General features: G+C 63.1%; 26 protein-coding genes and 1 pseudogene. 16 read left to right on the forward strand and 11 right to left on the reverse strand.

Features of this window, described 5'->3' with window-relative positions; translation table 11 throughout:
- The first annotated feature begins 140 nt into the window (after positions 1 to 140).
- Positions 141 to 299, forward strand: a complete 159-nt coding sequence (locus EB809_RS20980) for a hypothetical protein (protein ID WP_190294922.1) — start codon at positions 141 to 143, stop codon at positions 297 to 299.
- A 237-nt stretch (positions 300 to 536) separates the two neighbouring features.
- Positions 537 to 977 (forward strand): VOC family protein, encoded by a 441-nt coding sequence (locus EB809_RS14865; protein ID WP_123635616.1) that lies wholly within the window; start codon positions 537 to 539, stop codon positions 975 to 977.
- Positions 978 to 981: 4 nt separating this feature from the next.
- On the opposite strand, the gene EB809_RS14870 is transcribed toward EB809_RS14865, so the two are convergent.
- Positions 982 to 1,908, reverse strand: a complete 927-nt coding sequence (locus EB809_RS14870) for an alpha/beta fold hydrolase (protein WP_411711077.1) — start codon at positions 1,906 to 1,908, stop codon at positions 982 to 984.
- A 225-nt stretch (positions 1,909 to 2,133) separates the two neighbouring features.
- Here EB809_RS14870 and EB809_RS14875 point away from each other — a divergent pair, with 225 nt between their 5' ends.
- On the forward strand, positions 2,134 to 3,489 hold the full coding sequence (locus tag EB809_RS14875) for an alanine/glycine:cation symporter family protein (RefSeq protein WP_123635618.1): 1,356 nt from the start codon (positions 2,134 to 2,136) through the stop codon (positions 3,487 to 3,489).
- A gap of 123 nt (positions 3,490 to 3,612) precedes the next feature.
- Entirely contained in the window at positions 3,613 to 4,266 is a 654-nt protein-coding gene (locus tag EB809_RS14880; protein WP_123635619.1) for a peroxiredoxin, read from the forward strand.
- Between the two features lie 74 nt (positions 4,267 to 4,340).
- Here EB809_RS14880 and EB809_RS14885 read toward each other — a convergent pair whose 3' ends face one another.
- The 3 genes from EB809_RS14885 to EB809_RS14895 form a co-directional block, all read right to left on the reverse strand.
- Positions 4,341 to 5,120: a MetQ/NlpA family ABC transporter substrate-binding protein gene (locus EB809_RS14885; RefSeq protein ID WP_123635620.1), complete on the reverse strand. Its 780-nt coding sequence runs from the start codon at positions 5,118 to 5,120 to the stop codon at positions 4,341 to 4,343.
- A 69-nt stretch (positions 5,121 to 5,189) separates the two neighbouring features.
- Positions 5,190 to 5,855, reverse strand: coding sequence for a methionine ABC transporter permease (locus EB809_RS14890; RefSeq protein ID WP_123635640.1), 666 nt, complete (start codon positions 5,853 to 5,855; stop codon positions 5,190 to 5,192).
- The gene (locus EB809_RS14895; RefSeq protein WP_123635621.1) at positions 5,855 to 6,862 is read right to left on the reverse strand and encodes a methionine ABC transporter ATP-binding protein; all 1,008 of its coding nucleotides are present in this window, start codon (positions 6,860 to 6,862) and stop codon (positions 5,855 to 5,857) included. The genes EB809_RS14890 and EB809_RS14895 overlap by 1 nt, the downstream gene beginning before the upstream one ends.
- Before the next feature lie 169 nt (positions 6,863 to 7,031).
- On the opposite strand from EB809_RS14895, the gene EB809_RS14900 reads away from it, so the two are divergent.
- Positions 7,032 to 8,432, forward strand: a complete 1,401-nt coding sequence (locus EB809_RS14900; protein WP_223807985.1) for an HDOD domain-containing protein — start codon at positions 7,032 to 7,034, stop codon at positions 8,430 to 8,432.
- Positions 8,433 to 8,441: 9 nt separating this feature from the next.
- On the opposite strand, the gene EB809_RS14905 is transcribed toward EB809_RS14900, so the two are convergent.
- Both EB809_RS14905 and EB809_RS14910 read right to left on the reverse strand, forming a co-directional pair.
- The gene (locus EB809_RS14905; RefSeq protein ID WP_123635622.1) at positions 8,442 to 9,146 is read right to left on the reverse strand and encodes an anti-sigma factor domain-containing protein; all 705 of its coding nucleotides are present in this window, start codon (positions 9,144 to 9,146) and stop codon (positions 8,442 to 8,444) included.
- Positions 9,143 to 9,697, reverse strand: a complete 555-nt coding sequence (locus EB809_RS14910) for a sigma-70 family RNA polymerase sigma factor (protein WP_123635623.1) — start codon at positions 9,695 to 9,697, stop codon at positions 9,143 to 9,145. The genes EB809_RS14905 and EB809_RS14910 overlap by 4 nt, the downstream gene beginning before the upstream one ends.
- A gap of 211 nt (positions 9,698 to 9,908) precedes the next feature.
- Here EB809_RS14910 and EB809_RS14915 point away from each other — a divergent pair, with 211 nt between their 5' ends.
- The 4 genes from EB809_RS14915 to EB809_RS14930 all read left to right on the forward strand — a co-directional run bounded on the left by EB809_RS14915 (position 9,909) and on the right by EB809_RS14930 (position 13,982).
- The gene (locus tag EB809_RS14915) at positions 9,909 to 11,432 is read left to right on the forward strand and encodes a DUF4331 domain-containing protein (RefSeq protein WP_123635624.1); all 1,524 of its coding nucleotides are present in this window, start codon (positions 9,909 to 9,911) and stop codon (positions 11,430 to 11,432) included.
- Between the two features lie 24 nt (positions 11,433 to 11,456).
- Positions 11,457 to 11,672 (forward strand): hypothetical protein, encoded by a 216-nt coding sequence (locus tag EB809_RS14920; RefSeq protein WP_123635625.1) that lies wholly within the window; start codon positions 11,457 to 11,459, stop codon positions 11,670 to 11,672.
- Between the two features lie 133 nt (positions 11,673 to 11,805).
- Positions 11,806 to 12,864: a tetratricopeptide repeat protein gene (locus EB809_RS14925; protein ID WP_223807986.1), complete on the forward strand. Its 1,059-nt coding sequence runs from the start codon at positions 11,806 to 11,808 to the stop codon at positions 12,862 to 12,864.
- Positions 12,861 to 13,982 (forward strand): HupE/UreJ family protein, encoded by a 1,122-nt coding sequence (locus EB809_RS14930; RefSeq protein WP_123635626.1) that lies wholly within the window; start codon positions 12,861 to 12,863, stop codon positions 13,980 to 13,982. The genes EB809_RS14925 and EB809_RS14930 overlap by 4 nt, the downstream gene beginning before the upstream one ends.
- Positions 13,983 to 14,070: 88 nt before the next feature.
- Here EB809_RS14930 and EB809_RS14935 read toward each other — a convergent pair whose 3' ends face one another.
- The 3 genes from EB809_RS14935 to EB809_RS14945 all read right to left on the reverse strand — a co-directional run bounded on the left by EB809_RS14935 (position 14,071) and on the right by EB809_RS14945 (position 16,961).
- Entirely contained in the window at positions 14,071 to 14,661 is a 591-nt protein-coding gene (locus EB809_RS14935) for a hypothetical protein (protein WP_123635627.1), read from the reverse strand.
- A gap of 179 nt (positions 14,662 to 14,840) precedes the next feature.
- Positions 14,841 to 16,334: an amidase gene (locus tag EB809_RS14940; protein WP_123635628.1), complete on the reverse strand. Its 1,494-nt coding sequence runs from the start codon at positions 16,332 to 16,334 to the stop codon at positions 14,841 to 14,843.
- Positions 16,335 to 16,415: 81 nt separating this feature from the next.
- Positions 16,416 to 16,961: a glutathione peroxidase gene (locus EB809_RS14945; RefSeq protein WP_123635629.1), complete on the reverse strand. Its 546-nt coding sequence runs from the start codon at positions 16,959 to 16,961 to the stop codon at positions 16,416 to 16,418.
- Positions 16,962 to 17,107: 146 nt separating this feature from the next.
- On the opposite strand from EB809_RS14945, the gene EB809_RS14950 reads away from it, so the two are divergent.
- Together EB809_RS14950 and EB809_RS14955 are read left to right on the forward strand one after the other, a co-directional pair.
- Positions 17,108 to 18,199, forward strand: a complete 1,092-nt coding sequence (locus tag EB809_RS14950; RefSeq protein ID WP_223807987.1) for a hypothetical protein — start codon at positions 17,108 to 17,110, stop codon at positions 18,197 to 18,199.
- 13 nt (positions 18,200 to 18,212) lie between these two features.
- A complete protein-coding gene (locus EB809_RS14955; protein ID WP_123635630.1) occupies positions 18,213 to 18,977 on the forward strand; it encodes a TSUP family transporter in 765 nt (254 codons plus the stop codon).
- Here EB809_RS14955 and EB809_RS14960 read toward each other — a convergent pair.
- The gene (locus tag EB809_RS14960) at positions 18,939 to 19,853 is read right to left on the reverse strand and encodes a DMT family transporter (RefSeq protein ID WP_223807988.1); all 915 of its coding nucleotides are present in this window, start codon (positions 19,851 to 19,853) and stop codon (positions 18,939 to 18,941) included. The two genes, EB809_RS14955 and EB809_RS14960, sit on opposite strands and share 39 nt — an antisense overlap.
- A gap of 48 nt (positions 19,854 to 19,901) precedes the next feature.
- On the reverse strand, positions 19,902 to 22,280 hold the full coding sequence (locus EB809_RS14965) for a diguanylate cyclase (protein WP_190294923.1): 2,379 nt from the start codon (positions 22,278 to 22,280) through the stop codon (positions 19,902 to 19,904).
- A 191-nt stretch (positions 22,281 to 22,471) separates the two neighbouring features.
- Between EB809_RS14965 and EB809_RS14970 the strand changes: the two genes are divergently transcribed.
- The 5 genes and pseudogenes from EB809_RS14970 to EB809_RS14990 form a co-directional block, all read left to right on the forward strand.
- The gene (locus EB809_RS14970) at positions 22,472 to 23,248 is read left to right on the forward strand and encodes a MotA/TolQ/ExbB proton channel family protein (RefSeq protein WP_123635632.1); all 777 of its coding nucleotides are present in this window, start codon (positions 22,472 to 22,474) and stop codon (positions 23,246 to 23,248) included.
- On the forward strand, positions 23,235 to 23,648 hold the full coding sequence (locus EB809_RS14975; protein ID WP_123635633.1) for an ExbD/TolR family protein: 414 nt from the start codon (positions 23,235 to 23,237) through the stop codon (positions 23,646 to 23,648). Before EB809_RS14970 ends, EB809_RS14975 begins: the two co-directional genes overlap by 14 nt.
- On the forward strand, positions 23,645 to 24,058 hold the full coding sequence (locus EB809_RS14980; protein WP_123635634.1) for an ExbD/TolR family protein: 414 nt from the start codon (positions 23,645 to 23,647) through the stop codon (positions 24,056 to 24,058). The genes EB809_RS14975 and EB809_RS14980 overlap by 4 nt, the downstream gene beginning before the upstream one ends.
- Entirely contained in the window at positions 24,055 to 24,894 is an 840-nt protein-coding gene (locus EB809_RS14985) for an energy transducer TonB (RefSeq protein WP_123635635.1), read from the forward strand. Before EB809_RS14980 ends, EB809_RS14985 begins: the two co-directional genes overlap by 4 nt.
- 764 nt (positions 24,895 to 25,658) lie before the next feature.
- A pseudogene (locus tag EB809_RS14990) lies at positions 25,659 to 25,723 on the forward strand (type VI secretion system tube protein Hcp); the annotation flags it as partial.

The following is a 25,723-nucleotide window of genomic DNA, read 5'->3' on the forward strand; positions in this document are numbered from 1 at the left end:
TACTCCGAGTTCTTTCGGGGTGACCTGCGTGGCCTCCACAGCAGCGTCTGACACTGACATATTTTATCGCTTAGGCGTTTATGAACAGGACGTTCCCGTCGCGGAGCGCCTGGACAAACTCGTTCTTTTGGAGGTGTATTATGCGTTTGAACAACCTGGTCGTCCGTTTCCGCCGCAACGTGGCTGTGCCCGAGCAGTCTCGTGTTGAGGCCATCAGCCGTCGTCAGACCATGAGCCTGGAAGCGCTCAATCGTCCGGCTCAGTCTCGCAGCATCAAGGCGGCCCTGCGCCAGCGCTAAAACCGGCGCAGTACAAGACGAACAACAAGGAGGAATCTCGTTTTGAGTATTCCCAATTGATAGCCAGCTCAAGTCTCTTGGGCTGGCTATTTTTATTTCTGACCCCCGCGTTTTTGCCCGCCGATTTCCCGCGTCACCATCCGCGAAACCCCGCATGCCCCATCAGCCGCCACCCCGGCCAATCTGTGCGAGAATAGCCCCATCACACCTGTCCCTGTTTCTGATGAGGAGCGACTGATGCAATACCTGCACACCATGGTTCGCGTTGCCGATCTCGAGGCTTCCCTGCATTTTTACTGCGATCTCCTGGGCCTGGAGGAAGTGCGCCGCATGGACAACGACAAGGGCCGTTTCACACTGGTGTTCCTCGCCGCGCCCGAAGACAAGGAGCGCGCGCTGGCCGATAAGGCGCCGATGGTGGAACTGACCCACAACTGGGATCCGGAAGAATACAGCGGCGGTCGCAACTTCGGTCACCTGGCCTACCGCGTGGACGACCTCTATGCGCTGTGCGAGAAGTTGCAAGCCGGCGGTGTCACCATCAACCGGCCACCCCGGGACGGTCACATGGCCTTCGTCCGCTCGCCGGACAACATTTCCATCGAACTGCTGCAGAAAGGCGATGCCCTGCCCTCGCAGGAGCCCTGGGCCAGCATGGAAAACACCGGCTCCTGGTAAGCCTTCAGCCCCGCGCCTGCTCGATGGTGGCCAGGCTCTGTTCGGCAATGGTGTCCAGCAGCGGGGCGGGCATGTCGTGCCCCATGCCGGGAATCAGCTTGAGGCGGGCGTGGGGTATCAGGTACCGCAACTGATCGGCCGCCGCCGGTCGCACCAGGGGATCCGCCGCGCCGTGGATGATGCTGGTGGGCACCTGGATGCGACGGGTGATCGATGACAGGCTGCCGGTGGCAAGAATCGCCCGGGTCTGGCGCAGGATGCCCGCCGGATGATAGCTGCGCCGGTAGTCGTTGATCAGGCGATCACGCACCTCGTGCGGTGAGGTCGGATAATCCGGACTCTGGATCGCCCGCCAGAAATCGAGCGAGCGCGCCACCACGGCGTCTTCATCGTGGCCCTTCACGCCCACACCCGACAGCCGCCAGACCAGCGCCAGCTTCGGCATGGGCAGGCGCGGGCTGTTGGTGGAGGTCATCACCAACGTCGCCGAACGCACCCGGCGCGGATGGTTGCCCGCCAGGATCTGACTGATCATGCCGCCCATGGACACGCCAACAATGTGCGCACTCTCCAGCCCCAGGCTGTCCATCAGGCCACAGACGTCCGCTGTCATGTCGTGCAGGGTGTAGGGCGCCGCTATCGGCCGGCCCAGCCGTGACAGGGCCATGGCCTTGAGCGGATGCCCTTCCAACCGCGCCTTCAGGTGGGTCGACAGGCCAATGTCCCGATTATCAAAGCGAATGACTCGATAACCGGCGGCCGCATAGCGATCCAGCAGCGCTTCTGGCCACAGGGTCATCTGAGCCCCCAGGCCCATGATGAACACTACCGGCTCACCGTCGGCCGGGCCACGGGTTTCCACACAGAAGTCCAGGCCATTGGCCGATACGGTATGGAGCTGGGGCGGACTGCTTCTCAGGGCTACGTTCACGGACATCTCCTTTTCTCTGTGACTAGGATACTGCATTCCAGCCCCCCAGCCATGCCCGGATTCCCCGATCCAAGGAGTCAGTACGGCAAACCGATGCATGCCCAAAAATGACCAATTATTCATCTATCGCATTGTTTCATATGAATATTTCGGTAATTATCGGCATTTGAGTCTATACTCCTTCCATTCCAACAACACCAACCCGCACCTCAGGAGGAAACGCACATGGAAGCCCTTTCCGATTTCATAAAACTGATCAACGGCTGGGTCTGGGGCCCGCCCATGCTGGTCCTGATCCTGGGCGTCGGTCTGTTCCTGAGCCTCGGCCTGAAACTGATGCCGGTGCTCAAGCTCCGCGCGGGCTTCCGTTTGATGTGGCAGGGGCGCAAGTCCACGGATGAAGGCGAGATACCGCCCTTCCAGGCGCTGATGACCGCCCTCTCGGCCACCGTCGGTACCGGCAACATCGCCGGCGTGGCGACTGCGGTCTTCCTGGGCGGACCCGGCGCGCTGTTCTGGATGTGGCTGACGGCGCTGGTGGGCATGGCCACCAAGTATTCCGAAGCGGTGCTGGCGGTCAATTTTCGGGAAGTCGACGAACGCGGCGACCATGTCGGCGGCCCCATGTACTACATCCGCAACGGGCTGGGGCGACACTGGAGCTGGCTGGCCGTGCTGTTTGCGATTTTCGCGTCCATTGCCGGCTTCGGTATTGGCAACACGGTTCAGGCCAACTCGGTCGCCGACGTGGTTCAAACCAATTTTGGCCTGCCCCATTGGGTGACAGGTCTGGTCCTGGCGATACTGGTGGGCCTGGTGCTGATTGGCGGCATCAAGCGGATCGGCCAGGTGGCGTCCTCCCTGGTGCCGCTGATGGCGATTGCCTATCTCGTCTCCGGGCTGATTGTCCTGGCTCTGAACGCCACCGAGATCCCCCACGCCATTGTCATGGTGGTCAAGCACGCCTTCACGCCCGTGGCGGCCCAGGGGGGCTTTGCCGGTGCCGCCGTGTGGGCAGCGATCCGCTTCGGTGTCGCCCGGGGCATCTTCTCGAATGAAGCGGGGCTGGGTTCGGCGCCGATTGCCCACGCCGCGGCGCAGACCAACAACCCGATCAAGCAGGGCATGGTGGCGATGCTGGGCACGTTCATCGACACCATCATCATCTGCACCATCACCGGGCTGGTGATCATCACCTCCGGCGCCTGGACCAGCGGGGAATCCGGCGCCGCCCTCACCTCCATGGCGTTTGCCAACGTCTTACCCGGCGTCGGCAACTACATGGTCGCCATCGCGCTGGCGGTGTTTGCTTTCACCACCATCCTGGGCTGGTCGTTCTACGGCGAACGCTGTATCGAATTCCTGTTTGGCGTGAAGGCGATCTGGCCGTATCGTGTGTTGTGGATCATTGCCATTCCGGTGGGCGCCACCTCGAACCTGGGCATTATCTGGCTGATTGCCGACACGCTGAATGCGATGATGGCGATCCCCAACCTGATCGCGCTGGCCCTGCTGAGCCCGATCGTGTTCCGCCTGACCCGGGAACATTTCGCCCGCGAAGCGATCAAACCGCAGTCATAACAGGGCGTTATAAGCTAGAGTAAAAAGGTCTTTTGAATTCAACCGGGCCGGCCCAATAGTCACTGGAAGCAATGGACGATCAGCGCCGTGGGCCGGCGTTACCGACTAACAGGAGGAGCATCAATGAGCTTACGTCTAGGCGATACCGCACCCGACTTTGAACAGGATTCCAGCGAAGGCCGCATTCGGTTCCACGAATGGCTGGGCGACAGCTGGGGCATCCTGTTCTCGCATCCGGCGGACTTCACCCCGGTCTGCACCACGGAGCTGGGGCTCACCGCCAAACTGAAGGACGAGTTCGCCAAGCGTAACGTCAAGGCGATCGCACTGAGCGTCGACGATGTGGAGTCCCACAAACGGTGGATCAACGACATCAACGAAACCCAGGGCTGCACCGTCAACTTCCCGATCCTCGCGGACGGTGACCGCACGGTTTCCACCCTGTACGACATGATTCACCCCAACGCCGACGACAGCATGACCGTACGCTCCCTGTTCGTGATCGACCCGAACAAGAAGGTACGGCTGATGATCACCTACCCGGCCAGCACCGGCCGCAACTTCAACGAAGTACTGCGCGTGGTGGATTCGCTGCAACTGACCGACGATCACAAGGTCGCCACCCCGGGCAACTGGACCGCCGGCGACGACGTGGTCATCGTGCCGTCCCTGCAGGACGAGGAAGAGATCCAGAAGCGTTTCCCGAAAGGCTACAAGGCGGTGCGCCCCTACCTGCGCATGACGCCGGACCCGAAAGCCAACTGGAGCGGCGACTGAATCAGTCGTTGCCCCAAACAAAAAGACCCCGGCCTCGGCCGGGGTCTTTTTTTGTGCAGTGAGCCGTACCGGGATCAGAAGGCCGGTACGACAGCACCCTTGTACTTTTCCTTGATGAACTCGCGCACGTCGTCGCTGGTCAGGGCATCGGCCAGCTTCTTCATGGCATCGCTGTCCTTGTTGTCCGGACGGGCGACCAGGATGTTCACGTAAGGCGAGTCCGCACCCTCGATGATCAGCGCGTCCTTGGTCGGGTTCAGGCCCGCTTCCAGCGCGTAGTTGGTGTTGATCATCGCCAGGTCGACCTGACTCAGGACACGCGGCAGGGTAGCCGCTTCCAGCTCGTAGAAGTTCAGGTTCTTCGGGTTCTCGGCGATGTCACGCGGAGTCGCGGTGATCTTGCTGCTGTCCTTCAGTTTGATCAGGCCCGCCTTCTGCAGCAGCAGGAGCGCCCGGCCGCCGTTGGTCGGATCGTTGGGGATCGCGACGGTGGCACCGTCTTCCAGCTGGTCCAGGGAATCGATCTTCTTGGAGTAGGCGCCGAACGGCTCGACGTGAACGCCCACCACGCTGACCAGGTTGGTGCCCTTGCCGTCGTTGAATTCGGTCAGGTACGGCTGGTGCTGGAAGTAATTGGCGTCCATCCGCTTCTGGGCCACCTGGATGTTGGGCTGGACATAGTCCGTGAAGACCTTCACTTCCAGGTCCACGCCTTCTTTAGCCAGGGTCGGCTTGATGTGCTCGAGAATTTCAGCGTGCGGTACGGCGGTCGCCGCCACAGTCAGCTTGTCCGCAGCCTGTACGGAAAATGCCACCAGGGTGGCAGCCAGCGCCAGAATCTTGGTCAGTTTCATAATGTCCTCGTTGTTACGATGGCAATTTTTCTTTTGGTCGGCGCCCGGAAAGCGCCGCATGATGCGGTGTCAGCGACGGCTGAAGTAAAGCACGAGCCGGTCGCCAACCATTTGCAATATCTGAACAAAAATAACCAGAAGCGCCACGGTAATGACCATCACGTCGGTCTGGAATCGCTGATAACCGAAACGGATGGCCAGGTCACCCAGGCCGCCCCCGCCGATCACACCGGACATGGCGGCGTAGGACACCAGCGTAATCGCGGTCACGGTGATGCCGGCAATGATGCCCGGCATGGCTTCCGGCAGCAGCGCCCCGAAGATCACCTGGCGCACCGTCGCGCCCATCGCCTGGGTCGCCTCGATGATGCCACGATCCACTTCCCGCAGTGAGGTTTCCACCAGCCGCGCGAAGAAAGGCGCGCCGCCGGCCACCAGTGGCGGAATGGCCCCGGCCACACCGAGCGACGTGCCGATCAGCATCACCGTGAACGGAATCATCACGATCAGCAGGATAATAAACGGCACCGAGCGCAGGACGTTCACCACGAACGACAGCACGGCGTAGGCCACCGGCTGTTCCAGCAGCTGGCGCTTGCCGGTCAGGAACAGCAGGACGCCCAGCGGCAGGCCGAACAGCACACTGAAGAACAGCGACGCGCCGACCATCACCAGCGTGTCCCAGCTGGCCCCGCCGATTTCGCCCCAGTCCACGTTGGTCAGCAGATCATCCATCATCGCACCACCTCCACGTGAACGTCGGCCGCTTCCAGAGCGGCCTGTGCGGCTTGCAGGTCACCGCCCACCAGTGACAGGGTGAGCTGGCCGTAGGGCGTGTCCTTGATACGGTCGATACGCCCGGACAGGATACTGAAATCCACGCCGGTCTCCCGCGCCACACTGCCCAACAACGGCTTGTAGGTCGACTCGCCGCGGAACGTCAGGCGCAGGATGCGGCCTTCGGCCTGTTCGAAATTGGCCTGCATTTCCTGCTCGTCCACATGCTCGCTCTCAAACACGAAATCGCGCGTGGTGGGGTGCTTCGGATGCAGGAACACGTCGGTGACCGGGCCCATCTCGACCACCTCACCGGCGTCCATCACGGCCACCCGGTCGCAAACCCGGCGCACCACGTCCATTTCGTGGGTGATCAGGACAATGGTCAGCTTCAGTTCCCGATTCAGATCCCCCAGCAGACGCAGCACCGATTGGGTGGTCTGCGGGTCCAGCGCGCTGGTGGCTTCGTCACACAGCAGGATGGTCGGGCGACAAGCCAGGGCGCGGGCGATGCCGACCCGCTGCTTTTGCCCGCCGGACAGCTGGGACGGGAACTTGCGCGCGTGATGGGTCAGGCCCACCCGCTCCAGCAATTCCGCCACACGGGTGCGGATCTCGTCCCGGGAATAAATGCCCGCCAGCTTCATGGGAAAGGCGATGTTGTCTTCCACCGTCTTGGAGGACAACAGGTTGAAGTGCTGGAAAATCATCCCGACCTTGCGCCGGAAATTGCGCAGGTCGTCGCTGTCGTACCCGGTCACGTCCTCGTCATCGATCACGATCCGGCCGCCGCTGGGACGTTCCAGCAGGTTGATAAGGCGAACCAGCGTCGATTTGCCCGCCCCGGAATGACCGACGATGCCGAACACCTCGCCGTTCTCGATCGCGAGACTGGTGGGCTGCAGCGCGGGGATCGCCCGGCCTTCCACCTCATAGGCCTTGTGGACCTGATCAAACTCAATCACTTGGCATCTCTGCAAACCTGAAAATGATCGCGCAGTATAGCGCAGGCCGGCGCCAAACCCGAATCGGGGCATGCCGCAACGCCGCCCGAAACGCGGCACTCGGCGGGAAGGGCGCAATCAGCTAGACTCATAAGATGAACAAGCAGTCACAAATCTCGGAGCCACATTCTTGAGCGACACGCCAACGCGTCTGCAGTCGACCCAGGCCTGGGTGGATTACCTCAGCCAGGTCGAACTGCCTGTCCTGGCCAACACCCTGCGCCGCATTAACCAGCTGGCGGAAAGTAACAACTCGACCGTGAGCGAGCTGGCGGCCGTGATTCTCAACGACGCCCAGCTCACGTCCCAGGTGCTGCGCCTGTCGAATTCGGCCTTCTATAACCACAGCCGGGTTCAGGTGAGCACCGTGAGCCGTGCGATCACGCTGATTGGCTTCGATGCGGTGAAATCGATGGCCATCTCGTCCCTGTTGATCGATACGCTGATTCAGCGCAATCCCCGCCCACACCTGCTGAAATCCCTGGCGCGGGCGCTGCATGCGGCGGTTCAGGCACGCTGCCTGCTGCCCGGCGGCAATGAACAGGCCCATGAGGAGGTGTTTATCGGGGCGTTGCTGATGAACATCGGCGAACTGGCTTTCTGGTCGTGCCCCACCGAACAGGCGGCGGAACTCGCCGCCCGCATGCCGGCTGACAAACCCGCCGAACTGCAGAAAGAGATTCTCGGCACCACGTTTGTCGAAATCACCCGCGGTCTGGTGGACGCCTGGAAACTGGGTCGCTTTATTCACGATGTCGTCAGCGCCGGACGGGCCAGTTCACCCGCGGTTGCGCTGGTGCGTGATTCCGTTGAATTGGCCCGTGAGGCCGAGAACGGCTGGCGCTCGGCGGCGGTGGACAAACGCCTCGCCCGCATCGCCGAGAACATCGGTGAGCAGCCTGCCAGCGTGCGGGACCAGGTGCGACTCAATGCCGGCGAGGCGGAGGAGATTGCCGTCTCCTTTGGCATCCCCCAGATCCGTGGTCTCCTGCCCGGAAATGCGGAATCCGATGCGGGAGAAGCCCCCGAGGCGCCGCAGGGGGATCCCGGTTTGCAACTCAGTATCCTGCGAGACATTTCCGCCGCGCTGGCGACCCAACCGGATCTGAACGGCATTTGCCAGATGGTCGTGGAGGGCATTCATCGGGCCGTCGGGTTGCGTCGGGTTGCGCTGCTGATGGCCGATCGCAGCGGCGCCGAGCTGGTGCCCCGCAAGGTGCTGGGCAGCGGCACCGCCGCCTGGCGCGATCATTTTATGGTCCACCGGGACGGCGCCGACCGTCTCAGGAGCTTGCTCACCGACCAGTGCGAAATCCTGCCCGCCGGAGATCGGCCGCTGCTGCCGGACTGCGATGCCTGGATCGGCACCCGCCCGGCTTTGGCGGGACCGCTGTATGCCGGTTCCCGCCGGGTGGGCCTGTTCTATGCCGACAATGGCGACCTGCAGGCCAGCCTGTCCGAGGACCAGCTGACCGCTTTCAGCCATTTCGTGCAGCAGGCCCAGCTCTGCATCACCCTGCTGGCCCGGTAACCGGGCCGGTTACTCCAGCTCATGCAACTTCGTGATGTGCAGAATCGGGCCGGTGGGTGCGCCACTGGGGGATCCGCCTTTCGGTTCCAGGCTGATCGCCAGCGTCTTTGACGCCCGCAGGGCGGCGCGAGCTGCCGGCGACAGCGTGATCTGCAGACTGTCCTTGCCCACCGGAATGACGCCCAGTGAGAGCGGGTTGCCATCCGCGGGGACGACCCACAGCTCATAATCATGCTGGCCTTCCGGCGCCGTGGCCGCCACCGGCCGCAGTCTCAGTTTGCCCGGTTCGCCGGTTTCCGCCACCAGCCACAGGGGATCCTTCACATCCGGCTGCACCACCGCGCCCGACAACAACGGCCCCTGGGTCTGGGGCGCCGGTTCACGCACCAGCATCACCGCCAGCACCAGCACAGCGGCCGTGGCCGCCAGGCTCCAGCCGGCCCAGAGCCAGCTCAGTCCGCGACGTGTCGTATGAGCGGCGGCCGTATCGGGCCAGAGTCGCTGCTCGATGGCCTGCCAGACCCGTGCCGGCGGTTCCTCGGCCGGTACCGCATCCGCCAGCGGTGCCAGTTTATTTTCCCAGTACCAGACCTCCTGCCGGACCGCCCAGGATTCCATCATCCAGCGTTCAAAACGCCGCCGCGCCCCGCCTTGCAGGGCACCGAGGGCGTATTCCGCCGCCAGGCGTTCGATGCGTTCCGGTGTTCTCTTCATCGTTCCAGGCACCTCTTCAAAGCCTGTAATCCCCGGCGAATCCAGCTTTTCACCGTACCGATCGGTGTGCTCAGCGTGACCGACAGCTCTTCATGGGTCAGCCCGCGGTAATAGGACAGCAGGATGCTGTCCCGCTGGGTGTCGCTTAATTCTTCCAGGCAGCCCTGCAGGGCTGCGGCCCCATCGGCCTGCATCGAGGCCTCCAATGGACTGAAGCTGTCGTCCGCCACATTTTCGAGCTGATCATCGCCCGCGGTCTGCCGCACCTTGCGCGCCCGGATCAGATCGAGCGTGCGGTAGCGGGCGATGGTCAGCATCCAGTTGAGCGGTGTTCCCCGTTCGCGGTGATACTCGCTGGCGTGATGCCATATGCGAACGAACGCATCCTGCAACGCCTCCTCGGCCAGTTCCGGTTGGGCCGCCAGTTTCTGGCACACGCCGAACATCCGCCCGGCCATTTGCCGATATAAGGCCTGGAAGGCCGCCCGGTCCTGTTGTGCCACCCGCGCCAGCAGGCCCATCAATTCTTCCTGATCCGTCTCCAATGCCATATGTCCGTATTCTCGCCGCTTTCGTTTTTTGCAGATCAGGTAGCACCAGTACGTCTAACCCACTCCCGGAGATGCGCGGTGGTGACTGCCTGAATAATTTTTTACGAGGTGCAACTTTTCAGAAGAGGGGGCCGTACCGGCCTCAGACAGCACACACGAACCGCTGTCTCTCAGAACCATTCGCCACCTAAAAATAGCAGAGGAATGGATAATGAACCTGAATCTGAAGCGATCGCTCTTCGCGGTTTCGATCGCAGGGCTCTGTACTACCCCTCTCGCCGGCTTTGCGTCCAGCCACCGTGAAGCCCCATTCATCACCGAGACCCCGAAGGTCGACGGCACCGACTTCTACATGTTCCGCAGTTATGAACCGGGGCATGAGGACACCGTGACCCTGATTGCCAACTACCTGCCCCTCCAGGATCCATACGGTGGTCCCAACTATTTCGATCTGGATGACGACGCCATCTACGAAATTCACATCGACAATACGGCAGATGCGCAGGAAGACATCACCTTCCGTTTCGATCTATCGGATGTGAAACAGGACCTGCAACTGGATATCGGCGGGGAGATGGTCTCCGTGCCGCTCAAGAACATTGGCGCCATCGGCCCGGCGGCCACGGACACCAACAACGTCCAGGTGCGGCAGGAGTACACGCTGGAAGTCATCCGCGGCGATCGCCGATCCGGCACGGTGCAGATGGCCACCAACGTGGATACCGGCACCGAAACCTTCCGCAAACCGCTGGACAACATCGGCACCAACTCAATCAGCGACTATGCCGCCTACGCCGCCAATCACGTCTACGACGTGTCGCTGCCCGGCTGCAGCGGTAACGGCCGGGTCTTCGTTGGGCAGCGCAAGGACGCCTTTGCGGTGAACCTGGGTGAAATCTTCGATCTGGTGAACCTCGCCAATCCACTGGGCGCTCGGGACCAGGGCCTCGACACCCTGGCTGACGCGAACGTGACCTCCTTTGCCCTGGAAGTGCCCACCGACTGCCTGACCGGCTCCTCCCAGACGGCCGGCGGCGATCCGGTGATTGGCGGCTGGACGACCGCCAGTATCCGCCAGGCCCAGGTCGTCAATCCGGCCCCGACCCGTAACGGCAAGGGTGCCAGCGTCAAGGGCGGCGCCTACACCCAGGTCTCCCGACTGGGCATGCCGCTGGTGAACGAAGTGGTGATTGGCCTGGCCGACAAGGATCGCTTCAACGCCAGTGAACCGGCAGACGACAACCAGTTTGCCACCTACGTGACCAACCCGACCCTGCCCAAACTGCTGCAGGTGGTCACCAGCGGCGCCATCCAGGAACCGCAGGTGTTCCCGAGGGTGGATCTGGTGGCCGCCTTCCTGACCGGCCTGACCCTCAAGGACGGCGGTGGTTCGGTGATCTTCTCCAACCAGCCCGCTGGCGTGCAGCCAGCCGACATGTTGCGCCTGAACACCGCTATTCCGGCGGCCGACCCGGACGTGAACAACCAGTCTGATCTCGGCCTGCTCGCCAGCAGTCCGGATGCCACCGGTTTCCCCAACGGCCGTCGACCGGTGGATGACGTGGTGGACATCGCGCTGCGCGTAGCCATTGGCGCCACCCTGCCGTTCTTTGGCGAGACCGACCCGAACAGCGGCGCGCCGCTGACCGACGGCGCCGTGGTTGACCGGTCCCAGCTGCTGGATGGCTTCCCGTACCTGGGCACGCCGATTCCCGGCTCGCCCACAACGCCGTAACCGGAGGTTGCCATGAAAGCGATTATGACTTTGATCGCTCTGTCGTTGTTGGGCCTGGCAGGTTGCTCCAGTAACCACGACAGCGACGACGACAATAACGCCGAGGTGGATTTCACCGCCTTCGTGAAGTCGGAAATCAAGAACACGCAGGATGATCGCGACGCCGTAGACGTCAACGACGTGACCTTTTCGTTCAACGATCAGGACGACCCCGATGCCTACGATGACATCCTGCAGTAACACCGCGTCTGTTGGCCGCCTCCAACGAGGCAGGGGGCCGGCCAACCCTCACCCCGCCCCTCCGGGCGGGGGCTTTTTCGCACTCCTGTTCTGTCTTTTCTTCGCACCGGTCTGTCTGGCGGCGGCCCCGCCATTGGAGCCCATTCCAGCGCGGACGGTACTGGTCAACCTGCCGGAGACCGGCGTGTCCGCGGCGCCCACGAGCCAGAGCGCCGATGCGCTGGCCGCGGAGGTCCGCCACCAGTTGAAGGCGGCCCGCCAACAGGGCGACCCGCGTTTTCTGGGCTACGCCCAGCGCGCCCTGGACCAGTGGCCCACCGCCCGGCTGACGCCGGAACTGCGTCTGCTACGAGGCAGCCTGCGCCAGAGCCTGCACCAATTCGACGGGGCGGAAGCGGACCTGAAAGCCGTGCTGCAGGCGCAACGGTCCGGTCCCCTGCGCAGTCAGGCCTGGCTGACGCTGGCCAGTATCCGGCTGGTCCGGGGCGACTATGCCGGGTCCCGACAGGCCTGCGAGGCGTTTGCCGACGACTATCCCGGCCTGATCGCGGCCAGCTGTTTCGCCCAGGTGGACGCCCGAACCGGCCAGGCCCGCGCGGCCTATGAACGATTGTCCCGGGCTGTACACCAATCACGTTCTACCCGCGATCCCGTGAGCCGCGCCTGGGCGGAAGGCACCCTGGCGTCACTGGCGGCCCAGCTCGACCTGGATGCGGCGCAGACGCACTGGCGGCGAGTCCTGGTGATGGATCCCGGCGATCTCTACAGCCGCGCGCTCTACGCCGACTGGCTGCTGCAGCAGGATCAGCCGGAAGCGGCGCTGGCGCTGACCCAGGGCTACGAGCAAGTCGACAGCCTGGCCGTCCTCAAGGCGATCGCCCTGAAACGCAGCCAGCAGGACGACCGGGAGTTCGAGCAGCGCCTGGCCCAGCGCTTCGCCGAGGCCCGGTGGCGCGGCAACCTCCTGCACAAGCGGGACTACGCCCGTTACCTGCTGGATGTGGGCCAGCAGCCGGAGGCCGCCTTCCACTACGCCAGTCTCAACTGGCAAAGCCAGCGCGAACCGCTCGACACCCGCCTGCTGCTGCGCGCGGCCACCGCCGCCGGTGAAACATCGGCCCGACAGGACCTGGTCGACTGGCTGGCCGACAACCACCAGTCGGACGCACGCTATCCGGAGACCACCCCATGACCCGATGGTTGGCAGGACTGACCCTGCTGTTTGCAATGGCGGGGCCGGCCCTGGCCCACAAGGCCAGCGACGGCTTCGTCTACCTCGACACGTCGACAGAGCCGTCGCAGTTGCGGATCGACGTGGCCCTGCGCGACCTGGCGCTGGTGGTGCCGCTTGATGCCAACGGCGACCGGCAGGTCACCAGCGACGAGCTGAACCGGGCCCGGGGCGACATCACTCGCTACCTGGAACAGGGCCTCCAGCTCCAGGCCGGTTCGCGGAACTGCCGCCTGGTGGGCCAGGATTGGGGCCTGAGCCGTCACAGCGACGGCCCTTACGCCGCCCTGCGCTATCAGGTGCGCTGCCCGGCGGATGCCGCTCCGGACCAGCTGCGCTACGATCTCCTGTTCGAGGTCGACAGCCTGCATCGCGGCCTGATCCAGCAGACCGATGGCGACCAGGAACAGCTCGCCGTGCTCGGCCCGGACGACCATGCCTTGTCCCTGGATGCCGCCGGGCGCAGCTGGTTCAGTGTGTTCGCGGATTTCCTGCAACAGGGCATCTGGCACCTGCTGCTGGGCTTCGACCACCTGCTGTTCCTACTGGTGCTGATCCTGCCCGCCACCCTGGCCCGCCACCAGTCGACGCGCGATCCCAAGATCCTGCGCAGTCGCCTGTGGGAACTGGCCGGCATCGTGTCTTCGTTCACGGTGGCGCATTCCCTCACCCTGGGCATGACGGTGCTGGGACTGGTCCATCCACCCAGCGGGCCGGTGGAGATCATCATCGCGCTCTCCATTGCCGTCACGGCGATCAACCTGCTTTTCCCGGTCCTGGGTCACCGGACCTGGAAGATCGCCTTCGGATTCGGGTTGGTGCACGGCTTCGGGTTCGCCAGCGTTCTGGAGGAATTGACTCACGGCACGTCAGAAAGGGTCCTGGCCCTGGCCGGCTTCAATCTTGGGGTGGAGGCCGGGCAGCTGTTGATCCTGGCCGTGATTTTCCCGCTGCTGTATGCCATCAGCCGGTATCGCCTGTACCAGCGCGCGGCGGTTCCGGCCATCGCCCTGGTGGTGACCGTGATCAGCCTGTATTGGGCCGCGCAGCGGTTTGTGGCGTTGCCGATGATGTCTTGAGGTAGGTGCGGACGTCACCGGTCACGTCAGGTTGCCTGTCCGACGTGACCGGAGCCCGTTTAATGACGGTACGTGCCCGTCTGGCGTGTCAGTGAAGGTTGCGCATCTGGCGCGGATACAGGGCCGCGCTGACTTCCGGCTCTTCCAGCAGGTCGGCCAGCTCCCGGTCCACTTCGGTTTCCTCACCCTCGTCCGGCAACGGCTCGAACAGTGTGTTCAGCCAGGCGGCGACGGTCGGCACGTCGTCCCGGTCGTAGTCCGTCGACAGGGCACCGATTCGCTTGAAGCCGATGATGCGCTGGTGCCGGGGATCGCGAATCTGCTCGAAGCCACGCCAGTAGACCCGGTCCCGGGTATGCAGCTGCACGAACAGGGTGTCGATCGGATCCGGTGCGTCATCCTCCTTGGGTTCGGGGTCCGTTTCGCGCTTGTTGCGGATCGTGGTCCAAGCCGGATAAAGCACGGCCACCGCGTCCGCTTCGACATGTTCCCGGGCCGCGCGCAGGATCAACGCCCAGCGGGCCTTGTCTGCTTCGGTTTCCAGGGACTGGATAGGCAAGTCGTAACTCTGATCTGAAGACAGGACGATAGCCATCATGGGAGCATCCAGCTCTCCCATCGCTTCACCCTGTGCGACAGATACCAGTTCGTCGATCGCAATCGGTTGCGGATAGTTCATGGTACGCTCGCCTCCTCGGTGCCATCAGGGTAGGGGGAGACACTGGACACAACTGCCTGTCCGGCGCACTTACGTTAGACAGGCTGTCTATTCAGTGATCGCCTCGGGAGTCGGGCAACTCCCTCCTACAGCATAGCGTGTCTCTCCAAAAGGTTAAACGTGGAGACGACCGGGGCGGATCACAAGGTGTCCGCCGAAGAAAGTGCGTCGTAGCGATGCCACCAGGGCAAAGCCGCTTCCAGCTGCCCCGCCAGTTGAAACAATGTGGCCTCGCCTCCGTGGGGTGCGCCGAACTGAACGCCCACCGGCATGCCCTGCACCGTCCAGTGCAACGGCATCGACATGGCCGGCGTGCCGGTGAGGTTGGCCAACTGGGTAAACGGCGTGCGCGCCAGGGACTCCAGCGCCAGCTGATCCACCATGCCACTGTGATGGACCAGCCGGCCGGCCTTGAGCAGCAGCATGAGGCGACTCACGATCTGCAGGTGCGCCGGGGTGTCCAGCTCCCCGATGCGGGCCGGCATCTGGCCGGTGGTCGGGCACAGGTAGAGATCGTAGGTTTCAAAGAACAGCCCCAGGGCTCGGGAGAAGTCGTTCCATTGCTGGCGCAGGCGGACGTAATCCGGCGTCGGCAGGGTGCGGCCCAACATGCCGATCAACCGAGTATCCAGTTCGAAATCCCGGTCGTGGGCGCCGTATCGCTCCGCCGCCCGTGCCATCGCCGCGGAGACCTCGCCGAAGTACAACGCCAGGTAACAGCGGGCCAGGGCCATACCGTCAAAGTCGGGGCGAGCGTATTCAATCGTGTGCCCCAGGTTTTCCAGGGTCTTGGCGGTGCTTTCCACCGCGTCGATGCACTCCTGCGCCACGTCGCCGCCGTAGGGCGAGTTGGTGAACACACCAATCCGCAGCGGGCGCGGCGTCTCGGTCACCTTATCGGCATAGGAGCCCTCCGGCGAGGCGATGGTAAACGGATCACCCGATTCGGCGCCAGCCAGGTAATCCAGCATGGTGGCGCTGTCCCGCACGCTGCGGCTGACCACATGATCGGCCGAGGCGCCGGTCCAGTGTTCGCCCATGCCCGGTCCAGCGGATACCCGCCCGCGGGAAGGTTTTAGGCCAAACAGACCGTTATAGGCGGCCGGGATGCGGATCGAGCCACCACCATCGTTGGCACCGGCCATCGGCACGATGCCGGCGGCCACGGCGGCGCCGGAACCGCCACTGGAACCGCCTGGCGTGCGTTCGGTATCCCAGGGGTTCAGGGTCGGACCCCACAACCGGGATTCAGTGACCGCCTTGAGCCCCAGCTCTGGCGTCGCGGTCCGCCCCAGGATCACCAGGCCCGCTTCCCGCGTCCGTTTCACGTAGGCGGAATCCCGCTCGGCAATCTGGTGACGCAGCGCGCGGCTGCCGAAGGTGCAGGGCTCACCGGCCTGTTCCTGGGCAAGATCCTTGAGCAGAAAGGGCACGCCGGCCAATAGCCCGGTGGTCGATGCAGGATGTTCCAGCGCCGCGCTGAACTGGGCATGGCAGATGGCGTTGAGGGTCGGATTCACCGCCTCGGCGCGTTCAATGGCGGCGTTGATGATTTCACGGGGCGTGGCTTTCTTGCGGCGTACCAGATCGGCCAGTCCGACGGCATCGAACTGCAGGTAATCGCTGACATTCATAGGCATCCTGACCTTGGGTAGTGGCATGTCACCGTGCCCGACAAGCATACCCCAACAGCGAAATAATGACAGGCCGTTCAGCTATTCCAGTAACGCCTTGATTCGGGAGGTGAGTTCACGGTCGTCCGGTGCCACTCGAGAAGGGTAATGCCAGACCTCGCTCCCCTCCGGATCGATCAGGTATTTGTTGAAATTCCAGCCCGGCGCGGCGCCGCTTATCTCGGCCAGCTTGCGGAACAACGGATGGGCTTCCGGACCGGTGACGGACTGCGGCGCGGTCATGGGGAAGGTCACACCGTAGTCGACGAAGCAGATTTCGGCCGTCTTGGCTTCGTTGCTGGCTTCCTGGCGGAAGTCATTCGACGGGACGCCAACGATGGTGAAGCCCTGATCCCGGTAGCGTTTGTAAAGCGCTTCGAGCCCCCGGAACTGGCCCGTGTAACCGCAAAAACTGGCGGTATTCACGATCAGCATGGCGTGGCCATCCTGCAGGTCACACAGGTTGACCGTCTCCGTGGAACGCAGACGGTTGATGTCCACATCGAGCCAGTCGGGACAGGCCGCTGACGCCAGCCCCGGCAACGCGCCGATTGCCAGGATGATCCACAGCTTCAGAGTGTACGTCATGATGATTCCTCCCTGACTCCAATACGCTGCGAGAGCCGATTCAGTTTCACGTCCCGCGCCTTCGCCGACAGTTGCAGCCAGCCGGTCCTGCGGCCAAAATCCGGAGACCGCGCCTTTCAACCTCATGCTTGCGGTGGAGCGTTTCTATGCCGATGCGGACAGTCTGCCTGTCGCTTTTCCTGATTCTGTTGTCCGGCACCGGCCATGCCGAAAAACTCAAGGACTGGACGTCCGTCATCCGGGAATCGCCCTATTGGGAAAGCCAGGGCGTCTACCAGAACATCCTGACCATCCGCCGCTGGATACTGGAAAGCAGCGGCTATTGCAGTGAGACCGAACGCCATATCCTGTTTGACCGGCGCGGCCAGTTCCTCGGCTACATGGAAAACGCCGACACCCGCGAAGCCACCCAGAAGAAACTGAACGCCACCCGCCGACGGATGGCGCAAGAGGGCCGTAGCGAGTACTGGGTGGCCGGCGGCCCCGAGACCACCGGCTATCCCTTTGCGCTGGCCTGCGACCAGCCTCACGTCAATATGAACGAGGCGATTGGACGTTACCTCGGCACCGCGCCTGACGATCGCCTGTGGGGCAGCTGGGACGACCTGACTGTCGGCAACGCACAGAAACCCGAATCCCTGCACGCCGCCCTGTCCTATGTCTACCAGACCCGCCGTAACCAGCAACGGCTGGATCTGCCGGCGGAAATGGACCGCTATCTCGCCGGCCAGTTGCTGATCGAGAGCGGTGCCCAGCAACAGGCCCACTCGGCCGCCAACGCCCGCGGCATCATGCAGCTGTCCGATATGGTGCTCAGTGATTGCGGGATTGGCCCGGAAAACTACTGGCATCGGCTGGCGCAACTGGACTGCGCCATGCGCCTGACCAGCCAGAACGCCCGCAACCTGCGGCCGGTGTTCGACGCCCGCTTCGGCAACCTGCCCAGGAAAAAGCGCGACCGGCTCTTCACCTTGTTGCTGGTACAGGCCTACCACGGGGGCGCTGCCCGGGTGGAAACCTTGCTGGATGACGACGAACTGTCCCAGCCGGCGGCCTATTTTTCCGCCAACCACGAAAGCTACACCGCCGGCGATATCGCCTTCGGTCTGGTGTTCCACAACCTGGGACGGAATCGACTGGGCCTGTCATCCCTGTATTATGTCGCCGATGTGGAACTGGCCGGTGCAGCCCTGTGCAACCAGCCCAAAATGAAGAACGACCCGCTTTGCGCGGACTGACCGGAGACTCGCCTTGGCGTTGCTGTACCTGCCTGACGCGCTGAGCCCGACGCTGGCCGGCCTGCTGTTGGCCACCTCGGTCCTCACTTCGATGATCACCGCCGCCCTCGGCGCGGGTGGTGGTGCGCTGTTGCTGGCGCTGATGGCGCTGTGGCTGCCGCCGGCCGCCATTATCCCGGTCCACGGCCTGATCCAGCTTGGCTCCAACGCCGGACGTGCCGGCCTGACCTGGCGTCACATCGACTGGAAAGTGATTGCCGCGTTCCTGCCGGGCGTGCTGCTGGGCGGGTTGATCGGCGGTCTGATGCTGGTCCATCTGCCGGCCGCCGTCTGGCAGATGGCCATTGCCCTGTTCATCCTCTACCTGTGCTGGGGCCCGTCGCTGCCCAAGGCGATCCTCAGCCCGCTGGGCACCTTCGTCGCGGCGTTGGCCACCACGTTCCTGACCCTGTTCGTCGGCGCCACCGGCCCGCTGGTCGCGGCCTTCGTCAAACAGATCCACCGTGATCGCTTCCGGACCGTTGCTACCTTCGCCTGCGCCATGACGCTCCAGCACAGCGCCAAGGGCCTGGTGTTCGGACTGACGGGCTTTGCCCTGCATGAGTGGTTGCCGTTTATCGCGGGGATGATTGCCTGTGGCTTCCTGGGGACCTGGATCGGGCTGCGGTTGCTGATCCGCCTCAGCAACCTGCACTTCCAGAAATACTTCAACATCCTGCTGACGCTGCTGGCCCTGCGCTTACTCTGGCAGGCGGCTCGCACGGCCGGCTTTTTTTAATCGTGAGGCCCGCCGACGCTGGCGCCAGTCCTCAATAAAGCCATTCACCGCCAGGGCGGTCAGGATGATCGCGCCGCCGGCGAATGCCAGAGGGCCGGGTATCTCGTCGAGAAACAGCCACACCAGAAAACCGCCGATCACGGTTTCCAGCAGCAGGAGCAGGCTCACTTCCGCCGCCGGCAGGTAGCGGGGACCGGTCTGGATCAGGATACTGGCTGCCGGCAGGAAGCAGATACACAGCAGGAGGATCCGGCCGAAGTCGTGCCAGCCGGGCCACTGTGCGCCACCAAAGCAAGCGGCCATAATGCAGATGAGCAGGGCACCGAAGATCAGCATCAGGCTCATGTCTGCCTGCGGCCGGGAACGGGCCACCGCCAGATTGGAGGCCAGCGAAAACGCCGCAACGCCGGCCATGATCAGCCCCAGCGGCTGTCCCTTGCCCATCTCGCCGACGGCCATCAGGGTGGCGCCGCCAATACAGACCAGGATGAGGACCCAGGTTCGCAGGGGCAAACGCTCCCGCCAGACCAGCCACGCCAGCACCGCCGCAATCACCGGGGCGGTATTGAGGATGACCAGCACGTTGCCCGCGGCGGTGTGCTTCATGCCGGTCACAAACCCCAGGGTGCTGCCGGCAAACGCCACGCCGCAGTAGAGCCCTCGCCGCCCGCACGCGCGCATGGCCGGCAGCAGCTGACTGCGGTAGCGCAGGCTGTTAATCACGGCAAAGCTCAACGCCAGCAACAGCCCGCGCCAGAACAGGAATACCACGGGCGGGACGCTGGTGGATTTTACCAACAGGGCATCGGGCGACAGGAACAGAACCCCGAGACCGGCAATCAGGAAGCCCTTGGTGCGATCAGACATCTCAGCCATGCCACCCGCCTGACGACATGGGCTTGCCGCTTGTTTGCGGGCAACGCATCAGGTGCGGACCGTTTCCGGCGACGGTGCCATCGCCTCCTCACCATAGACCACCACCCGATTCCGTCCCCGGGCCTTGGCGGTGTAGGCCGCTTCGTCCGCCCGCGCCATGACCGTCTTATTGGTGGTGTCGTCGGTGCGGACATCGGTCAGGCCGATGCTGGCCGTCACCCCGTAATGGCGCCCGTCCTGTTCCAGCACCAACGCCTCGATGCCGGCACGCAGCGACTCGGCAATGCTCTGCGCCCGGTCCAGACCACAGGCCGGCAGGATCACACCAAACTCGTCACCCCCCAGACGGGCGACCACGTCCGATTGACGCACCCGGCTGCGCAGGATGTCGGCAATGTGGCGCAGCAGTTCGTCACCCAGCAAGTGACCGCCGTTGTCGTTGACGGGCTTGAAGTGGTCGAGGTCGATCACCATCAGGACCGTCGGGTTGCTGTGCTCGGCCGTCTGCAGCAGCTGGTTGCCCAGACTCGTCGAAAACGCACGCCGATTGACCAGCCGGGTCAACGGATCGTGACTGGCGTCCCAGGAGAGCTGGGCCTCCTGACGCCGGCGTTCGCTGTCATCACGCAGGACAAAGACGAACTGGTCCGCCCCCTGCTCACTTTCCAGGCGAAGCATGGTGAGCTCCACTTCCAGGCTGTCACCCCGCGCGTTGGTCAACACGGCGTCCAGGCCGGTCACCTGGGGTTGTTCGCGAAACTCGCCGAAGCCCCAGGGTTCACCATCGACCGCCACCTGCACGATATCGAACAGGTTGCTGCCAACCGGCGAGGCATGGGTACCGATGAACACCTGCGACGGCGGATTGGCAAAGCTGATAAAGCCCAGGCTGTCGGTCAGGATCACGCCCTCGTCCAGCACACCCAGGATCCGTTCGGCGCGGGTTCGGGCCACCCGCAGCTCGGCTTCGATTTCCAGCTCATGGGTGATGTCCCGAACCACGGTGATGGTCCCCAGTGAGCGATCCGGCGTCTCGATCGGGGCCGTCATGCTGGCGACCCAGATCACCCGGTCCGTGCGGATGTCGTAGAGTCGGTACTGACCCTGGAAGACTTCTCCGCTGTAGAGAACACGGCTGCGATCTTTCAGCACCTGCGCCCGGTCTTCCCGATAAATACCCTGCAGATAGTGCTGGCCCCGGAGGCGCTCAAGGGGCTGTCCGAGAATCGCTTCCAGCGCCGGATTGACGAACTCGATACGGCCCAGCACATCGGTTTGGACGATGCCGATGGGCGAGCGCTCCGACAGCGAACGGAAGTAGGCTTCCTGCTGCTCCATTTCCACCCGGGCAGCTTCCCGTTCTTCCCGCACCTGATTGAAAGTCGTCACCAACTCCCGGATCTCGTGGCCACCCCCGACTTCAATCGGGGCGTCACGCAATCCCATGTGGCGGGCCTTGATCTGGTCGGTCAGTTGCTGCAACGGATTGAGCAACTTGCTGAACAGGCGCAGGGACAGTGGAATGAACAGCAGCAAAAGCCCCACGGCCACCCAGAACATGACGTTGGACAGTTTACGGATCGGCTCGAATGCTTCCCGGGTGGGGAGCGACACGGTGACAAACCAGGGCGCCTCATTCAGCTGCCGGTAGGCCACCAGCCGCTGTTGCCCGTTCGCCATGGGAGCCAGAGTGACCCCTTCTTCGCCCTCCCGGGCCGCTTCATGCAGGGGGTTGCCGTCACTCAGCTGTCCCAACTGGTTTTCCTGGCGGGGATGGATCAGGACAAAGCCAGAGCGCGTGCCCATCCCGACGAAGCCGGTATCACCGATTTTCAGGCTTTTGAGATCCCCAAGAAAACTGCGCTCGTCGAGATTGATCGTCCCCGCCAGGATACCGATCAGCTTTTTTTCGTGATTGAACAGCGGCGCGGTGATCGCCACGATGGGAATGCCTTCATCGCGGGAAACAAAGGGCTCGGAGATCAGCGTGGTCATCTGCTGGCCGGTCATCTGGAAAAACCGGCGATCGGACACATCCAGACCTCGCCCGATGCCGGCTTCGGGCAGGGTGGCCTGTATGATTCCGGAAGGATCAATCAGGTAGAGGCGGTGGAACAGGGACACCAGTGCCGCCTGGCGGTTGAGGATAGGCTGGGCCCGGCTCAGCAGGCTCTCCTCTTCCATCGTCAGGTTCCCGGCAACGCGGGTCATCGCATCGAAGCGCTCGGCCAGCTTGGCATCCACATCACCGGCGATCAGGTCGGCGTGAGTCGCGAGTTGGACCCTGGCTTGACTTTCGAGCTCCGCCTGCCCCGCGGAAATACTCACCAGTGTCGCCAGAAAGACAATCAGGACGACAAGCAGGACCACCACGCCAACTGCCCGGTTCTTGAGACTGTCGAACCAGCGCCGGATCCCTTTGATCAACAATTTTCCTCCGCCCGTCCAAAACCACTACGTGTCATGCATGTATACCGACCGCTTCAAAAAATGCACCCGGCAACTATCTTTGTAGTCTAACAGACCTGTCATGACCTGACTGTCTTCAACAGGTAGCTAGACCTAATAATAATCGTTATTATTTGCACTTCAGACTCAATGTGCCGAGGGTTCCCATCGTGCCGGATTCAAACGCCACTACCAGCCTCGCCGGACAGTTCGGTCCACTTCACCAGTTGCTTGATTACGGCGGCCCCGTCATGGGGGTGCTGCTTGTCCTGGCTCTGATCGGACTGGCGACCTTTATTTACGCCATCCTGGTGGGCGTCCTGTTTGCACCGCGTGCCAGTCGCACGCTTCGGGACGCGGTTTCCCGGTGGGAACAGGCACCCGGTCATCCTGTGATTGAAGAGGCGGGCCAGACCCGTTCCGGACTCGATCGTCTGAACCCTTTGCCTGCCGTTGTCGCCCGCGCCATGCAAGGCGTGTTGAGTGGCGCCACCGAAACCCAGCAGCGCGAGACCGTCGCCCGTCTGGCACAGCGAGCGCTGCAACCGTTCGAGTCACCGCTGAAAATCATCGAAGTGATCGCCGCCCTGGCGCCCCTGCTGGGCCTGCTGGGCACGGTCATGGGCATGATGGAGGCGTTCAGCACCATGGCATCGACCGCCGGCCGCGCCAGTGCCAGCCAACTGAGTGGCGGCATCTACCAGGCGCTGATGACCACCGCTGCCGGCCTGGTCATTGCCATTCCGATGGCGGCCATGGCAGCCTGGATGGAATTCCGCCTGCGCCGACTGAGTACCCAGATGAACGACCTGCTGGTTCGCGTGCTGTCCGTCACGACGGAGGCTGAGCCCGAAGAGGACTCAGATCCGGTGACCCAGGCCGAGGTCAAGCAGGTCAACCTGACAGAGCGGGAACGGGAGAAGCGGTTCGCCCATGCAGCTGGTTGAGCCTCGCCCCCACCGGCGCCTGCCCATTCGGATGACGCCGCTGATCGATGTGGTCTTCATCCTGCTGGTCTTCTTCATGGTCACGTCACGCCTGGCGCCGACCAGTCAGTTGCAGCTGGACAACGACACCCGCGCCTCCGCAGGCAGCGACGGCGACCCGGTGCCCAGCCTGATGATGCAGTCAGACGGCCGCATCCAATGGGGCGACCGGGTGGAGACACCGACACAGATGGCCCAGGCGCTGGCCAGTGCGGGTAAATCCGAAGTCAATCTGGAGACGGACGGGCAGGTGCCGCTGGGCGACTTCACGGCAGGCCTGACCCGGCTGCAGGACGCCGGCATCACCACCCATTGGCAACGTTCGCCCGGTAACGCCTCATCCCCGCAAGAGTCGCCATGAACCCACTGCTCCCGAAACTTCAGGACATCGACAACCGCACGCTGCTTGATCGTGTGGAAGACGCCATGCTTCCGCTGATCAATCTGGTCTTTCTCTTGCTGCTGTTCTTTATCGTCGCCGGTCACCTGACGGACGACCCCTTGCCGGCCTTGCCCGGTACCGCCCAGGAAGGCGAGAGCAGTGCCCCGGCGGCCGACCTGGTTATCAACGGTGATGGTCAATTACGCGTACACCAGTCTCCGGTCAGTCGCGAAGAACTGGCGAGTAAACTACCCAAACCCGATGCCGACAAGCCCCTGCGTATCGCAGCGGACAAGGGCGTAACCATGGACGATCTGGAGTCGGTATTGCGGCTGCTGGAAAAAGCCGGCTACCGCAAAGTGGACCTGCTGACGGAGCCGAGTCTGTGAGTCGAGTGATCCGGTCCGGCATTGCCCTGTTTGCGATTCTCTGTGCTCTTGGTGCGGGTTATATCCTGGCTCGCTCTGCAGACGACATTCCCGTTCCCAAAGGCAATGGAAACGTCACCGCCCAGGCGGTGATCAGCCTGGATCTGGCGGGCATGAAAGCGCAAACCGACACCGCTGCGAAAACGGCTGACGCCAATAAGCCCCAGCCCACCCCGGAACCTGAGGCGGCACCGGCGCCCAAACCGGAACCACCCAAGGTGGAACCGAAACCAGAGCCCAAGCCTGAACCCAAACCGGAGCCCAGGCCAAAACCTGAGCCCACTCCGGAACCGAAACCAACGCCCAAGCCGGCACCTAAACCAGACCCGAAACCTGAGCCCAAGCCCGAGCCGAAACCGGTCGCCAAGGCGGGGAAGACACCCAGCCAACAGGCGCCAACCCAGGCGACCGCTCAGTCGGCAAAAACCGCCAATTCCGCAGCAGACGCCAACAAAGGTGCATCAGACCAGCCCAGCCAAGTACAGCTGACGGCGGGTCGCTCGGATGCGGAGGACAGCTACCTGTCCGAGCTCAACCGGCATCTGGCCCAACACTACGACTATCCTCGCCGTGCGCGCCGTCGTGGGCAGGAAGGCACGCCGGTCGTCCACTTCAAGTTCGGGCGGGACGGTCACCTGATCTCTGCCACGATCGAGAAAAGCTCCCGCTTCCGGATTCTTGATGAAGCCGCTCTGGAAATCATTCGGTCCAGCGCACCGCTGCCGGCTGTTCCCGATGACATGAAGGGAAACAACTTCTCTTTTACGATCCCGATCCGGTATCAACTGCGCAATTAAGCAGCCCTAAAATTTCGCGTCATGTATCCCTCCAGCGCTATCGCGAGCCTGGATCGAAGCCCTGGGCACCCTCCGCTTCCGCAGCGGGACAGGACGTCCCGCGCCGCATCCGGCGGTCAGGGATGACCCTCGGAGGCGGCGGAAGCGGAGGGTGCCCAGGTCTTCTGGCTGGAGTCCGGTTTTCCTGGTACCACGCTCTGAACTGGGTTGTTCATAAGACTGGATTCTCGGGGCGGAAGCGGGGCACCGGCAGGGCTTACGCCGTCTGGGAGCGCCTCGGCAGAGTCCAGGCTGGGGATGAAGCGCAAGGCGCGCGGCGCGCAAGAAGCGAGGCATACCAATAGGTAGGTGAGCGGATGAGCACCGCGCAACGCCGCGATTCGCCGCAGAATGGGCTCTGCCGAGGTGCTCAGAGGGTCATCCATGGCCGCCTAATTGGGTCGGAGACATCCCTGTCTCCTGCTCCAGCCCTGCCGATGCCCCGCTTCGATTGAGCTTTGGCGGGTCGTCGCTTTTGGCGATGTTCCCTATTCCTTTCCCTTTTTCTTATTTCTTCTCTTCGAGCAAGATCTTGCTCACCCAGCAAGATGTGGCCCGCCGGGAGCCATTGTTTGCTTGGTGTTGGGGGTTGGGTTGTGGGGAGTTTTGGTTAGTCGACTGTTTTCGTTGACGTTTACGGTTCTGGCACGGGACTTGTTGTATGGGACTGTCCTTTTCTGAATGGACTCACCGTTTTCAATTGTTTTTCCGTCAAGGAGCAGACTATGCCAACCCCATGTTATATCAGCATCGAAGGCCAGACCCAGGGCAACATCACCGCCGGTGCCTT

Origin of the sequence: Marinobacter sp. R17 (genome assembly GCF_003789045.1) — a bacterium.
Taxonomy (GTDB): Bacteria; Pseudomonadota; Gammaproteobacteria; order Pseudomonadales; family Oleiphilaceae; genus Marinobacter_A; species Marinobacter_A mangrovi.

What these genes read in the sequence shown, in the direction of transcription:
- EB809_RS20980 (WP_190294922.1), top strand. Translation starts at nt 141, where the DNA reads ATGCGTTTGAACAACCTGGTCGTCCGTTTCCGCCGCAACGTGGCTGTG.
- EB809_RS14865 (WP_123635616.1), top strand. Translation starts at nt 537, where the DNA reads ATGCAATACCTGCACACCATGGTTCGCGTTGCCGATCTCGAGGCTTCC.
- EB809_RS14875 (WP_123635618.1), top strand. Translation starts at nt 2,134, where the DNA reads ATGGAAGCCCTTTCCGATTTCATAAAACTGATCAACGGCTGGGTCTGG.
- EB809_RS14880 (WP_123635619.1), top strand. Translation starts at nt 3,613, where the DNA reads ATGAGCTTACGTCTAGGCGATACCGCACCCGACTTTGAACAGGATTCC.
- EB809_RS14885 (WP_123635620.1), bottom strand. Translation starts at nt 5,120, where the DNA reads ATGAAACTGACCAAGATTCTGGCGCTGGCTGCCACCCTGGTGGCATTT.
- EB809_RS14890 (WP_123635640.1), bottom strand. Translation starts at nt 5,855, where the DNA reads ATGGATGATCTGCTGACCAACGTGGACTGGGGCGAAATCGGCGGGGCC.
- EB809_RS14905 (WP_123635622.1), bottom strand. Translation starts at nt 9,146, where the DNA reads ATGAAGAGAACACCGGAACGCATCGAACGCCTGGCGGCGGAATACGCC.
- EB809_RS14910 (WP_123635623.1), bottom strand. Translation starts at nt 9,697, where the DNA reads ATGGCATTGGAGACGGATCAGGAAGAATTGATGGGCCTGCTGGCGCGG.
- EB809_RS14915 (WP_123635624.1), top strand. Translation starts at nt 9,909, where the DNA reads ATGAACCTGAATCTGAAGCGATCGCTCTTCGCGGTTTCGATCGCAGGG.
- EB809_RS14920 (WP_123635625.1), top strand. Translation starts at nt 11,457, where the DNA reads ATGACTTTGATCGCTCTGTCGTTGTTGGGCCTGGCAGGTTGCTCCAGT.
- EB809_RS14930 (WP_123635626.1), top strand. Translation starts at nt 12,861, where the DNA reads ATGACCCGATGGTTGGCAGGACTGACCCTGCTGTTTGCAATGGCGGGG.
- EB809_RS14935 (WP_123635627.1), bottom strand. Translation starts at nt 14,661, where the DNA reads ATGAACTATCCGCAACCGATTGCGATCGACGAACTGGTATCTGTCGCA.
- EB809_RS14940 (WP_123635628.1), bottom strand. Translation starts at nt 16,334, where the DNA reads ATGAATGTCAGCGATTACCTGCAGTTCGATGCCGTCGGACTGGCCGAT.
- EB809_RS14945 (WP_123635629.1), bottom strand. Translation starts at nt 16,961, where the DNA reads ATGACGTACACTCTGAAGCTGTGGATCATCCTGGCAATCGGCGCGTTG.
- EB809_RS14950 (WP_223807987.1), top strand. Translation starts at nt 17,108, where the DNA reads ATGCCGATGCGGACAGTCTGCCTGTCGCTTTTCCTGATTCTGTTGTCC.
- EB809_RS14960 (WP_223807988.1), bottom strand. Translation starts at nt 19,853, where the DNA reads ATGGCTGAGATGTCTGATCGCACCAAGGGCTTCCTGATTGCCGGTCTC.
- EB809_RS14975 (WP_123635633.1), top strand. Translation starts at nt 23,235, where the DNA reads ATGCAGCTGGTTGAGCCTCGCCCCCACCGGCGCCTGCCCATTCGGATG.
- EB809_RS14980 (WP_123635634.1), top strand. Translation starts at nt 23,645, where the DNA reads ATGAACCCACTGCTCCCGAAACTTCAGGACATCGACAACCGCACGCTG.